11 protein-coding genes are annotated in these 12,295 nt (G+C 72.0%); 2 read left to right on the top strand and 9 right to left on the bottom strand.

All coding sequences use genetic code 11. From position 1 onward, the window contains the following. Positions 1–142: 142 nt before the first annotated feature. The 4 genes from QA802_RS28760 to QA802_RS28745 form a co-directional block, all read right to left on the bottom strand. Positions 143–1,585, bottom strand: coding sequence for a hypothetical protein (locus tag QA802_RS28760; protein WP_334528489.1), 1,443 nt, complete (start codon positions 1,583–1,585; stop codon positions 143–145). Then, the gene (locus QA802_RS28755; RefSeq protein WP_334528487.1) at positions 1,575–2,222 is read right to left on the bottom strand and encodes a DUF6114 domain-containing protein; all 648 of its coding nucleotides are present in this window, start codon (positions 2,220–2,222) and stop codon (positions 1,575–1,577) included. The genes QA802_RS28760 and QA802_RS28755 overlap by 11 nt, the downstream gene beginning before the upstream one ends. A gap of 118 nt (positions 2,223–2,340) precedes the next feature. Then, on the bottom strand, positions 2,341–2,970 hold the full coding sequence (locus QA802_RS28750) for a DUF6230 family protein (RefSeq protein WP_334528485.1): 630 nt from the start codon (positions 2,968–2,970) through the stop codon (positions 2,341–2,343). 647 nt (positions 2,971–3,617) lie between these two features. Beyond that, entirely contained in the window at positions 3,618–4,592 is a 975-nt protein-coding gene (locus tag QA802_RS28745) for a tetratricopeptide repeat protein (protein ID WP_334528482.1), read from the bottom strand. Between the two features lie 238 nt (positions 4,593–4,830). Between QA802_RS28745 and QA802_RS28740 the strand changes: the two genes are divergently transcribed. Beyond that, positions 4,831–5,514 (top strand): TetR/AcrR family transcriptional regulator, encoded by a 684-nt coding sequence (locus QA802_RS28740; RefSeq protein ID WP_334528479.1) that lies wholly within the window; start codon positions 4,831–4,833, stop codon positions 5,512–5,514. Positions 5,515–5,879: 365 nt separating this feature from the next. Here the strand turns inward: QA802_RS28740 and icmA are convergent, their stop codons facing one another. From icmA to QA802_RS28720, 4 genes are all read right to left on the bottom strand, one after another. After that, entirely contained in the window at positions 5,880–7,580 is a 1,701-nt protein-coding gene (gene icmA / locus QA802_RS28735) for a coenzyme B12-dependent isobutyryl-CoA mutase large subunit (RefSeq protein WP_334528476.1), read from the bottom strand. 89 nt (positions 7,581–7,669) lie between these two features. Next, complete coding sequence (locus QA802_RS28730; protein ID WP_334528473.1) at positions 7,670–8,008, bottom strand: DUF3817 domain-containing protein; 339 nt, start codon at positions 8,006–8,008, stop codon at positions 7,670–7,672. A gap of 112 nt (positions 8,009–8,120) precedes the next feature. Beyond that, positions 8,121–8,630 (bottom strand): MarR family winged helix-turn-helix transcriptional regulator, encoded by a 510-nt coding sequence (locus QA802_RS28725; protein WP_334528471.1) that lies wholly within the window; start codon positions 8,628–8,630, stop codon positions 8,121–8,123. A gap of 11 nt (positions 8,631–8,641) precedes the next feature. Then, a complete protein-coding gene (locus tag QA802_RS28720) occupies positions 8,642–9,898 on the bottom strand; it encodes an MFS transporter (RefSeq protein WP_334528469.1) in 1,257 nt (418 codons plus the stop codon). Positions 9,899–10,020: 122 nt separating this feature from the next. Here QA802_RS28720 and QA802_RS28715 point away from each other — a divergent pair, with 122 nt between their 5' ends. Continuing rightward, on the top strand, positions 10,021–11,016 hold the full coding sequence (locus QA802_RS28715) for an ArsR/SmtB family transcription factor (protein ID WP_334528467.1): 996 nt from the start codon (positions 10,021–10,023) through the stop codon (positions 11,014–11,016). On the opposite strand, the gene QA802_RS28710 is transcribed toward QA802_RS28715, so the two are convergent. Continuing rightward, positions 10,965–12,287, bottom strand: coding sequence for a matrixin family metalloprotease (locus tag QA802_RS28710; RefSeq protein ID WP_334528464.1), 1,323 nt, complete (start codon positions 12,285–12,287; stop codon positions 10,965–10,967). The genes QA802_RS28715 and QA802_RS28710 overlap by 52 nt on opposite strands. Positions 12,288–12,295: the final 8 nt, after the last annotated feature.

Here is a 12,295-nt window from a genome sequence, read left to right as displayed (position 1 = left end):
TGAAGGGCCCTGTACGCGCCTGAGGGCGCCTCCTGTGACACAGGAGGCGCCCTCAGGCGTTGTGCGGCTACGGGACGGGCTCATGGCCTCCCGGACGGGCCGACGGGCTCCCGGACGGGCTGGGGCGCGCGGGTCGCCCGGCTCAGCCGGCGGTCGTGAACTGGTGCAGCCCGGGCACCGTCAGCGTGCCGCCGAACTGGCCGGCCTGCTGGACCTTGACGTTGGTGAAGTAGATCAGCGGGATGTTCAGCGGCGGCGGGCTCTTCGGGCTGAACGTCACCGGTATCAGGCCGAACAGGTTCCCGGAGATGCTCTCGGTGTACATGATCGTGTCGCCGTCACGGATGGTGGACGTCGTGCCCTTGCCGGCCTGCACGTGGTACGTCCTGCCGGACTGCTTGTCGTTGACCGTCTGGTGCAGGTCGCCGATGTCGGTGCCGTCGGAGATGACGTACTTCAGCACTTCCTTGACCGTGCCGTTGGCCGTCTTCACCTTCACGACGCCCTGGTAGTCGGCGCCCTTGAGCAGCAGTGAACTCGCGTTCAGGAACCAGGGTTCGTCGGGCAGCGCGACCTTGCCGTTGTCGATGCCGCCCTCGTCGTCCGTGGCGGCGGGGCAGTCGTCGGCGTCCGTCGTGGCGTCCTTGGACGCGCTCGGCGAGGCCGTGGCGTCGGCGGCGGTGTCCTTGGCGTCCTTCGCCGTGTCCTTCGCCGTGTCCTCGGCCTTGTCGGCGGCGTCCTCGGCGGTGTCCTTCGCCTTGTCGGTGACGGCGTCGGCGGTGTCCTTGGCCGTGCCCGCCGAGGTCTTCGAGGAAGACTTGCCGGAGGAGGACTTGCCGGACGACGAGTCCGTGCCGGAGGAGCCCGAGCCGGAGGTGTCCGAGGACCCGGAGCCCGACGTCGAGTCGCCGGCCGCCGGGGCGGAGGCCGACGGCGAGGGGTTCGCCTCGGTCGTCGCGTCGTCGGAGTCCTTGCCGTCGAACAGGTCCGTGATCGCGTCGCCGATGGTCTCCAGGACGTTCTTGCTCGTCTCGGTGTCCGTCGGGGTCGTCGTCGTGCTGTCGGCGGACGTCGCGGACTTGTCGGGGGCGGAGGACGCCGCCGGAGAGGGCGTGGCCGCGTCGTCGGAACCTGAATCCGACGAAGCCGAGCCGCCCTTGCCGGAGTCGCCCGCCGTGCCCTTGGAGTCGTCCGAGCCCTTGGAGCCGTCCTCGGAGTCCTTGGAGTCCTTCGCGTCGTCCTTGGAGTCCTTGGAGTCCTTCGCGTCGTCCTTGGAGTCGTCGGCGGACTCGCTCGCGGAGGCGGACGGCGAGGCGTCCGCCTCCTCCAGGGCCGCCACGCAGTCCTTGTACTCGTCGATCGTGAGGCTCTTGGACGCCGGCTGGTCCTCCGCGTTGGCGAGGGTGGGCGTGAAGCCCATCCCCATCAGCACCGCGGTCGGCATGGCCGCCAGGGCTATCGCCTTGCCGGCCGGCATGTGGAGCCTGGTGAACAGCGGCTTCTTGGGTGCCGCGTGCCGCGGCCCGGTGCTTCTCACGCGGGCAGCGTCCACATCGCTCCCGGTGGAAACCTCGTCAGCCGGCACTGTGCCTCCCGTTCGCCCCGTTCGCCGGGCTCGTTCCTGACAGATCGTGCAGGTCGTGCAGGTCGTGCGGCTCGCCCGGTCCGTCGGCGTCCTTCGTGAAGGACGGCCCGCCGGTCCGGTCCGGGCCCGTGCTGTACGGGTTCTGGGTGAGGTCGCCCGCCGTGGCGGGGCCTTCGGGGTGCGCGCCCTGCGGGGCTCCTCCGGCGCTCGCGGCCGCCTCCGGGCCCGCAGCGGGCGCGGGCGGCGTGCCGGGCGCCCACGACACGGCCATCGCCCCACCGATCAGCGCGAAGAAGAAGCCGATGAGGAAGCCGCCGAGGTTGGACACCGGGATGGACACCAGGCCGAGCAGGATCGCCGCGACGCCCGCGAAGACCTGTACGTGCTTCTGGAACCACAGACTGATGCCCAGGACGCCCAGCAGCACGCCGATGATCAGCGACCCCGCGCCCGCCGTGGTCGCCATCGCCAGAGTCAGATGGCCCACCTGGAGATGGGCGTAGGGGAAGTAGGCGATGGGGAAGCCGGCGAGGAGGACGAACAGGCCCGCCCAGAAAGGCCTGGTGCCCCGCCAGGCGCGGAACTGCTCCCTCCGGCGGGTGAACTGGCCGGGGGCGTCAGGGGTCTCGGCGCTCATGGAAAACAGCTCCCTGGTGCGGCTTTGCTGTGGTGGTGAGTCGTACGACTGGTGAAGCCCCGGGCTTCAGACTGGACGGGCGGGGGCGCCACCGGCTCCCCCGCCCGTCAGCGAGTGCTTAGTAGCACTCCTTGACGCCCGACGACAGCGACATCTTCAGGCCGCTGAGCTTGAAGGTTCCGGCGGTGGTGGCCCACGCCGTCTGCTTCACGTCGGTCAGGGTGGCCTTGTCGGCGTCCTGACCGAAGCCGAACGGGTTGGCGGCGTCACCGCTCTTGATGCCGGGACCCTTGAGGTCCTTGCCGGCGACGCCGATCCGGATGTTCTCGAACGTCGCGTTGGCGCTGAGGTCCTCGACATCGATGTAGAGGTTGTCGGCCTGGACCGGCGTGCCGCCGCCGCCCGCCTTCAGCGTCAGGCTCACCGAGCCGAGCAGCGGGATGTTCGGCGTGACCACGGACTGGCACATGTTCGTGATCTCGGCCTTGCTGAAGGACGAGACCGCGACCGCGTGAGCAGTCTTGCTGCCGTCGAGGTTGTACCCCGAGTCGATGGCTCCGTACTGCGCGAAGCCGGTACCGACGAGCTTGTCGGCGGTGACCTTGAACGACTGCCCCGAAACACTGAACGACGCGGCCAGTGCACCCTGCGCGAGAGCGACACCTATACACGCCGTAGCGGCGACGCTGGGCACCATGACCACAGCGAAGCGCTTCCATCTGGTCCCGCCACGCACCTGGGACTCCATATTTCCTCCTTCTCGGACGTACATCTCCTGGCTCCGGCTCGCCTCCGATGAGGGCGACTCAGTCGGCCAGGGATGGGAGAAGTGCTACGTCCTCGGGAAGGGGAGCGCCTGTTTCGAAAGGCGCGTACCGCGCACCGATCATCGGCGATCACCCCCGAGCGACAACCACTGGTCGCGCCTGACACGCATCACGCACAACCTTGCCGGACAGGCTCCGCCTCGGCGAAGACCCCCCTGTCCGAGGGCCGACATCACTGTCGCCGGCCCTGCTCGGTGGGGACCCAGGAGAACCCGTCCGCCCAACCGGCTGTCGGGGTACGGGATTGGACCGAGCGTGGCCGATCGTGGTGCATTCTCGCCGCCCGCACAAGGGGGTTCGTTACTGGCTAGTAACGGCCGGATAACCGAACAACGACCCGCTGGTCTCGGCCGGCCACACAGGGTGTCCTTCATGCCCAGGACAAAACTATTGAGCCATGGACAGAAACCGACAGACCGACGGCCTGGTCTTACTCCTAGTAACAGCGGCCGCGATTACCAAGATTTGGTAAAGCGCGGCCGCCGGGGAACCACTTTGACGAAAATTTCACTCCGGCACCACTGGCCCTGACGTTTAGCGACTGGTCAGCACCCGGGGCCGGGCCGGGTCAGAACAGCGCGCGCGCCAGCGCCCGCCGCGCCCCCGCCACCCGCGGGTCCTCGGGACCGACCACGTCGAACAGTTCGAGCAACCGCACGCGTGCGGCGTCCCGGTCGTCACCGGCCGTGCGACGCACGGTGTCGATGAGCCTGCCGAAGGCGTCCTCGACATGACCGCCCACCAGATCCAGATCGGCCGCGGCGATCTGGGCCGTCACGTCCGTGGGACGTTCGGCCGCGTCCTTGCGCACCTGCTGCGGATCCATGCCGCCCACCCGCTGGAGCAACTCGGCCTGCGCAAGCCCCAGCTGGGCTTCGGGGTTACCGGGGTCGTCGGCGAGCACGTTCTTGTAGGCCTGGACCGCGCCGGCGAAGTCGCCCGCGTCCAGCGCGTGCACGGCGGCTTCGAGGAGCGCGTCGTACGGTCCGACGGGCTCGGCCGGGGCCGCCTGGGCGTCGCCCGGCTCGGCGTCGGGGTCGACGGTCAGGCCGGTGAGCCCGAACCGCTGCTCGGCGACCTGTACCAACTGGTCGAGGGTCTGACGGATCTGCGCCTCGCCGGCCGCGCCCTGGAAGAGCGGCAGTGCCTGTCCGGCGACGACGGCGAACACGGCCGGGATGCCCTGCACCCCGAACTGCTGCATCAGCATCTGGTTGGCGTCGACGTCGATCTTGGCCAGCAGGAAGCGGCCGTCGTACTCGAGGGCGAGTCGCTCCAGGACCGGGCTCAGCTGCTTACAGGGCTGACACCACTCGGCCCAGAAGTCGATGACGACGGGCACCTCGGCGGACCGCTGCAGGACCTCCTGCTCGAACCCCGCCTCGTCGACGTCGATCACGAGATCGGCCGGGGAGACGGCGCCGGCGCCGCCGTGCCGTGCCGCTTCGGCGCGCGTCTGCTCCGCCTTGGCCTTGGCCTCCTGGGCCGCCTTCACCGCGGCGAGGTCGACGACTCCGCTCATGGACATGTTCCGTGGCTGCATGCGTCCATCCTCCCCCGTCCGCGCGCCAGCGTGAAAATGCGATCCCCATACGTCTCGAACAGCCCGGACACGAGCGCTCGGGTCCCCACCCCGCGCCGTGCCGGTCCGGCTCGCGTACGTCCGTCGCGAGCTTTCGCTACGAGCCGTAGCGTAATGGCACCGAGTGCCCTCGCACCAAGCGCCCTTCAGTGATCTGCCTCACGGACGCAGCGGAAAAACCTGCGGTTATGGTCGGAGAATGCAGAGCCGCCCGCCCGCCGTCCGCACCGGCCGTCCGCGCAGCGCCGCCGCGGACGCCGCGATCCTGGCCGCGACACGTGCGGCGCTGGTCGAGCTGGGCTGGTCGAAGCTGACCCTGGGCGACGTGGCGACGCGCGCCGGCGTCGCCAAGACGACGCTCTACCGCCGCTGGGCCGGCAAGAACGAACTGGTCGTCGACGCGGTCGCGGAACTGTTCGCCGAGCTCGAACTCCCCGACTGCGGCACCCTCGCCGCCGACATCGAGGGCGTGGTCCTGCAGTTCGCGGCGATCCTGGCGCGCCCGGAGGCCAAGAGCGGCCTGATGGCGGTCGTCGCCGAATCCACCCGCGACGACGCTCTGCGCGAGCGCATCCGCGCCTCCATCGTCGACCCGCAGAAGGGCCTGGTCCTGGAGGGCCGCGCCCGGGCCCAGGCACGCGGCGAACTCCCCCCGGAGTCCGACCCGGCCGAGGCCGTGCGGACCGCCGACCTGATCTTCGACGTGGTGGCGGGCGCGGTGGTGCACCGCACCCTGGTCAGCGCGGAACCGGCGGACGAGGAGTGGGTGCGCGGCTTCACCCGGGTCCTGCTGCTGGGCCTGGCATCGGCCTCCGAGCAGCCCGCGACGCACCCCGGCCCTCGCGCCGGGGGCATAGCTCCCAGGCCCCACGCCGGGGCGTAGCCCGAGATCCCAAGCCCGGGCACAGCCCGAGAACCCCCAGGCCGGCCCGAACCCCCAAGCCAGGCTGGGCACAGCCCGAGCCCCGCGCAGCGGGACGCATCCGAAGCCCTCCGCACCGGAAGGGGGCCGACGCCATTCGCGCCCGGGGACATGCGGGCGGGACGGCACCGGACCGTCAGCCGCCCCGAGCCGCCCCGGCGTCACGCCGGATGCCCGGCCGGCCCTGCCGCCCCGACACCGCGCCGGTGCCTGTCCGGCACCGCGCCGGTGCCCGTTCGGCACCGCGCCGCCCCGGCGTCACGCCGGATTCCAGCCGCACCCCGGCGTCACGCCGGACCCGCCCCGCCCCCGGCGTCGCGGGTCGCTCAGAAGCCCGGCGGCTCTGTGTACACGCCCCACTCGTCCCGCAGCACGTCGCAGATCTCGCCCAGTGTGGCCTCGGCGCGCACCGCGTCCAGCATGGGGCCGATCATGTTGGCCCCGTCGCGGGCCGCCGTCAGCATCGCCGCGAGGGCGCTGTGCACGGCCTGCTCGTCCCTGGCCGCCCTGCGCGTGCCCAGCGCGCGCACCTGCTCGCGCTCCACCTCGTGGCTGACCCGCAGGATCTCCAGGTCCCCGGTCACCGACCCGGTGTGCGCGTTGACGCCGACGACGCGCTTGTCCCCCTTCTCCAGGGCCTGCTGGTACCGGAACGCCGACTCCGCGATCTCCCCGGTGAACCAGCCGTCCTCGATGCCGCGCAGAATGCCGGAGGTGATCGGACCGATCGGGTGCCGCCCGTCGGGATGGGCCCGCAGCCCGCGCTCCCTTATCTGCTCGAAGATCTTCTCCGCGTCGGCCTCGATGCGGTCCGTCAGCTGCTCGACGAACCACGAACCGCCCAGCGGGTCGGCCACGTTGGCGACGCCGGTCTCCTCCATGAGCACCTGCTGGGTGCGCAGCGCGATCTCGGCCGCCTGCTCGCTCGGCAGCGCGAGGGTCTCGTCGAGGGCGTTGGTGTGCAGCGAGTTGGTGCCGCCGAGCACCGCCGCGAGCGCCTCGACGGCCGTGCGCACCACGTTGTTGTACGGCTGTTGGGCGGTCAGCGAGACGCCGGCGGTCTGGGTGTGGAAGCGCAGCCACTGGGCCTTGTCGGTCTTGGCCCCGTACACGTCCCGCATCCAGCGGGCCCAGATCCTGCGCGCCGCGCGGAACTTGGCGATCTCCTCGAAGAAGTCGAGGTGCGCGTCGAAGAAGAAGGACAGCCCGGGCGCGAACACGTCGACGTCCAACCCGCGGCTGAGACCGAGCTCCACGTACCCGAAGCCGTCCGCCAGCGTGTAGGCGAGCTCCTGCGCGGCCGTCGCGCCGGCCTCGCGGATGTGGTAGCCGGAGACGGACAGCGGCTTGTAGGCGGGGATGCCGGCCGCGCAGTACTCCATCAGGTCGCCGATGAGACGCAGGTGCGGCTCGGGCGGGAAGAGCCACTCCTTCTGGGCGATGTACTCCTTGAAGATGTCCGTCTGGAGGGTGCCGTTGAGGACGCCGGGGTCGACGCCCTGCCGTTCGGCGGCGACCAGGTACATGCAGAAGACGGGCACGGCGGGCCCGCTGATCGTCATGGACGTGGTGACCTCGCCCAGGGGGATGTCCTTGAACAGGACCTCCATGTCGGCGGCGGAGTCGATGGCGACGCCGCAGTGGCCGACCTCGCCCAGCGAGCGCCGGTCGTCGGAGTCGCGGCCCATGAGGGTCGGCATGTCGAAGGCGACGGAGAGGCCGCCCCCGCCGTTGGCCAGGATCATCTTGTAGCGCTCGTTGGTCTGCTCGGCGTTGCCGAACCCGGCGAACTGCCGGATGGTCCACGTGCGCCCGCGGTAGCCCGTCGGATAGAGACCGCGCGTGAAGGGGTACTCCCCCGGCCAGCCGATCCGCTCGAAGCCGTCGTAGGTGTCACCGGCCCGCGGCCCGTACACCGGCTCCACCGGGTCCCCGGAGAGCGTGGTGAAGTCGGCCTCACGCTTGCGCGAAGCGTCGTACCGGGCCTGCCAGCGACGGCGGCCTTCCTCGATGACGTCAGCGTCCATGCTTCGAATTTACTAGGACGTCCAAGTAAATGTCGACAGCTGCAGGCAGGGACGTCCGGTGATCCCGGGCGAACCGGCCTGTGCCGCGGCTACGCCTTGACGGTCGCGGGGTCCTCGACCGCTCCGGTGGGGGCCAGCTCACGGCTGACCCTGTGCTCCACGAAGAAGGCGGCCGTGGGGACGGTCCCGGCCAGCAGCACCCACAGCAGCTTGCCGACCGGCCACTTCGCCTTGGAGCCCAGGTCGAAGGCGAAGACCAGGTAGAGGACGTAGAGCCAGCCGTGCGCGAATCCGACGACACGCGTGAAGTCCGCGGCCCCGTCGACGTCCAGGATGTACTTGGCGATGACGCCCAGACACAGCAGGACCAGCAGCACACCGGTGACGTAGGCCATGACGCGGTAGCGGGTCAGCACGCTCTTCTTCATGCCGACGAGCGTAACGACCCGTTCCGGGAGATCTTGCCCCGGGTCGGCGCTCCCGGCGCGTCCGGTCGCTCGGCGTGGAAGGCCCCCGGCCGCTCCGGGTCGGGGTGGCGGTTCAGCCCTCGTCGAAGTCGTGCGCGGCGACCCGCAGGGGCCGCAGCATCGCGAAGATCTCCCCGCACTCCTCCGCGTCGTACACCCCGAGCCCGAAGTCCATGGCCATCAGGTCGCGGGTGGCCGCCTCGACGACCTCGCGACCCTTGTCGGTGATCACTGCGAGGGTGCCGCGGCCGTCGTTGGGGTTGGGGCGCTTGTCCACCAGACCCGACCTCACCAGCCGGTCCACGGTGTTCGTGACCGACGTGGGGTGCACCTGGAGCCGCTCGCCGATCTTCGACATGGTCAGCTCGCCCTCCTTGGAGAAGGTGAGCAGCACCAGCGCCTCGTAGCGCGCGAACGTCAGGCCGTACGGCTTGACCACGGCGTCCACCTCGGCGAGCAGGATCTGGTGCGCGCGCATGATCGAGGTGATCGCAGCCATGGACGGCACGTTCCCCCAGCGCTGCTTCCAGAGCTCGTCGGCGCGGGCGATGGGATCGAAGGCGAGACTGAGCGGTTTCGGCACGCTTCCAGACCTTACCGGCCGGTCACATCGTGGTCAGCCCCGTCTCGCGTTTCGGTCGCGCGGACCTCCCGGGCGGTGAGGACGCAAGCCAGTGCCCCCAGCACGCCCGCCCCCGTGACGGTCCACGCCACCCCCGCCGCCTCGGCGGCGACGCCCGCCAGCGCCATACCGACGCCCTGGAAGGTCATCAGTCCGGCGGTGAGCAGCGTCATGGCCCGTCCGCGCAGCTCCTGCGGGACGTCCCGGACGATCCACTGGTCGAGGCCGAGGGTGTACGCCGACCCGGCCCCCGCGACGACCAGCAGCAGCAGCGAGACGGCGAGGCCCGGGTGCAGGGCGTAGCCGAGGTAGGGCAGCAGGGTGACACAGACGAGCGGGAGGGCGATCCGTTCGCGGGCGGCGGGGCGCAGCCGGGCCCCGGCGTACAGCTCGCCGGCGACCGTGCCGACGGGCAGCGCGCACATCAGCAGACCCAGGCCGACGGAGCCGACGCCGAGGTCGTCGGCGTACGGCGCGGACAGCGCCTCGGGGGCGACGCCGAACGTCGGCGGCACCCAGAAGAGCAGCAGGAGTGCCCGGGTGCGCCGGTCGGCGAGGACCTGCCGGGCGCCCTTGAGGGAGTCGGCGACCAGCGCCCCGCCGGTCCGGGTGCGGGCCGGGCGGCGACGGGTGCCGACGCGCAGCAGCGCGGCGGAGGCGAGAAAGGTGGCGACGGTGAGGAGGAGGGCCTGGCGCGGAGAGGCCACGGTGAGCAGCACACCGCCGAGCCCGAAGCCGACGAGCAGGGCGCTCTGCGCGGTGATGCGCAGCAGGGAGCGGCCGAGGACGAACAGGTCGCCGTCGCCCAGGATGTCCGCGAGGGTCGCCATGCGGGTGCCCGCGAAGACCGGCGAGACCACGGCGAGGCAGCAGCGCAGGGCGAGCAGGACGGCGAGGTGCGCGCCCGGCGCCGTCATGGGGAGCACGCACGCCGCGCACACCAGGTCGCAGCCGACGAGGACGCGGCGGGCCGGGAAGCGGTCGGCGACGCCCGCGAGGAGGGTGCCGCCGACGACGTAGGGCAGGAAGCCGAGGGCCCAGGCCAGGGCGCTCAGCAGGGGTGAGCCCGTCAGGTCGTAGACCAGGACGGAGAGCGCGACCTCGGCGACGATGACGCCGAGCATGGACAGCAGGTGGGCGGCGAAGACGGCCCGGAACTCGCGGACGGCGAAGACCCGGAGGTATCCGGTGGGCGGGGCCTCGGGGGCGGCCGTCGTGACGTCTGACATGCAGGGCAGCGTGCTGGGGTGCGGGCGCGCGTCCTAGAGTTTCGGCCAGGGCCGAATGTTCGCCGGGCGGGTGGGTGCGAGGCGTGCTGGTGAGAGTCGGACGGGTGAGAGGAGGGGGTGGCGTGTCCTCGCGGCTGCACTTCGGGGAGGAGGACTTCCTGCGCTGCCGGTTCGCCGTGTCCCCGCTGTGGGAGACGCAGGAGGTCGCGCGCACGCTCAAGCGGCCCGACCGGCACGGCTACCACACGCCCTGGCTGCGCCGGATCCGCTCGGCGGCCGGGGCGCTCGACCTGACCGGTCTGTGGCTGGTCATGCCGCGCCGGGGCCACTCCCCCGACTGGCTGTGCCCGCCGCCGCTGGGGCCGGCGGCCGGGTTCGAGGAGGAGATCGCCGCCGTGCGGGCCGCGGATCCGCGCGCCGCCCGCGAGGACACCGCCCGCTCGCTGGCGGACACCCCCGGCGCACTGGACTCGCCGCAGGGACGGGCCTGGCTGGCAGATCCGGAGCGGATGATCCGCGAGCTCGCCGACGTGCTGGAGGAGATCTGGCGCACCCTCCTCGCGCCGGACTGGCCGCGGCTGCGCGCGCTGCTGGAGGCAGACGTCGTCTTCCACTCACGACGGCTGGCCGAAGTCGGCCTGGGCGGGCTGCTGCCGGAGATCAACCGGCGGTGCGGCTGGCGGGCGGGCACGCTGACCGTCGCGTCGAACGGCGAGCACGAGCGGCATCTGGGCGGCCAGGGGCTGGTGCTGATGCCGAGCGTGTTCTCGTGGCCGGACGTGGTGAGCGGCTTCGACCCGCCCTGGCAGCCGACGCTGGTCTACCCGGCGCGGGGCATCGCGGGCCTGTGGAGCGACCCCGCCGACCGTGCTCAGCGCCTCCCCGACGCGCTGGTGCGGCTGCTCGGCCGGGGCCGGGCCGCCGTGCTCGGCGCGCTCGACGACCCGGCGAGCACGTCGGCGCTGGCGCACCGCCTCGGTCTCGCCCCGTCGTCGGTCTCCGCGCACCTGGGCGTGCTGCGCGAGGCCGGGCTGCTGGTGTCCCGCCGTTACGGCCACCAGGTGCTCTACGAGCGGACGCCGCTGGGCATCGCGTTGGTGTCGGGCGACGCCCAGTAGAGGCTGCGCAGACCGAGGACGTCGCCCTTGCCGAGGGTGCGGGCGCTCGTGGAGCAGGCGAACGAGCTCGCGAACATGGTGAGGTTCTCGTGTCCGGCGCCGGAGTGGGCGAGGCCGAACACGTGCCCGGCCTCGTGCGTGGCGACGCTGCGCAGGTCGTACGCCTGCGTGCAGGCGCCGGACGGGTCGTCGGTGAACGCGTGGTCGTGGGTGTTGAAGCGGACGTCGGCCTCGAGCAGTTCCTCCGGTCCCCCGCCGGGCGCCGGGCGGCTCCAGGAGCAGGTGGTGGCGACGGACTCGGGGCCGAGGTCGCCCGCGTCCCAGACGCTCAGGCCGTCGGGGCGCATGCAGCGGGTCTCCCGGTCGATGTCGGCCTCGCTGGAGGTGGTCGACACATAGCGGGCCTTCGCGGCGACCCGGTCCTCGAGACCGCAGTCGTTGCGGCTGGCGGTGATGGTGGCGACGGCCTCCTCGAAGGCCCGCCGGGCCCCGGCGCGGGAGATCCCGCCCGGCCAGTGGCCGTCGCCGAGGAACCACTCGTACGGGCCGTACGCCTTGCGCCCCGCGGTGACATAGGCGTCGTCGGCACAGGGCGCAGGCGCGTCGGCCCGCCCTCCCCGCCCGCCCCCGGTGCGAGGGGCCCCGGCGTGGACGGCCTCTGTGCGAGCAGCCCCGGCGTGAGGCATTCCGGCGGCACCGGCCTCGGCGGGAGCAGCCTGGGCGCGGGCGGCCTCGGTGCGGCCGGCCCTTGCGTGAGCGGTCCCGGCGTGAGGGGTTTCGGCGTGAGGGGTTTCGGCGTGCGGGGTTTCGGCGTGAGGGGTTTCGGCGTGAGGGCTTTTGGCGTGCGGGCTTTTGGCGTGCGGGCTTTTGGGCTGAGCCACCCCGGTGGGACCGGCCCCGGCATGGGCGGCTCCGCCGTGACCGGCCCCGGGGTGGGTGGCCTCGTAGGTGTAGGAGACCGTGCCGTCGGGGGCGACCTTCAGGGTGAAGCCATGCGCCGATCCGTCCGCGGTGAGGGAGTCGACGCTGACCGTCGTGCCGGGCTCGGGCACCGCCAGGCCCGCGCCGTCGTGGGTGACCACGCGCCCGACCGCGGAGCAGTCGAGCACGGAGGAGCCGGCGGGCAGGTCGTCGACGGTGAGTTCGCCCCGGGCGAGCGAGCAGGCGGGCGTCCGGGGCGGCTGGCCCACGCAGAGGGCCGCCAGCGTCGCCGCCAGGAGGAACGCCGTGATCGCCCTGCCGGGATGGTCCGGCCCGTGCCGCCCTGCCACCGCACACT

The sequence above is a fragment of the Streptomyces sp. B21-105 genome (assembly GCF_036898465.1).
Lineage (GTDB): Bacteria > Actinomycetota > Actinomycetes > Streptomycetales > Streptomycetaceae > Streptomyces.
This window is presented reverse-complemented; position numbering and strand designations above follow the sequence as displayed.

Bases quoted from the DNA above. Each gene is read 5' to 3' on its own strand.
- QA802_RS28755 (WP_334528487.1), bottom strand. From the start codon at position 2,222: ATGAGCGCCGAGACCCCTGACGCCCCCGGCCAGTTCACCCGCCGGAGG.
- QA802_RS28750 (WP_334528485.1), bottom strand. From the start codon at position 2,970: ATGGAGTCCCAGGTGCGTGGCGGGACCAGATGGAAGCGCTTCGCTGTG.
- QA802_RS28745 (WP_334528482.1), bottom strand. From the start codon at position 4,592: ATGCAGCCACGGAACATGTCCATGAGCGGAGTCGTCGACCTCGCCGCG.
- QA802_RS28740 (WP_334528479.1), top strand. From the start codon at position 4,831: ATGCAGAGCCGCCCGCCCGCCGTCCGCACCGGCCGTCCGCGCAGCGCC.
- icmA (WP_334528476.1), bottom strand. From the start codon at position 7,580: ATGGACGCTGACGTCATCGAGGAAGGCCGCCGTCGCTGGCAGGCCCGG.
- QA802_RS28730 (WP_334528473.1), bottom strand. From the start codon at position 8,008: ATGAAGAAGAGCGTGCTGACCCGCTACCGCGTCATGGCCTACGTCACC.
- QA802_RS28720 (WP_334528469.1), bottom strand. From the start codon at position 9,898: ATGTCAGACGTCACGACGGCCGCCCCCGAGGCCCCGCCCACCGGATAC.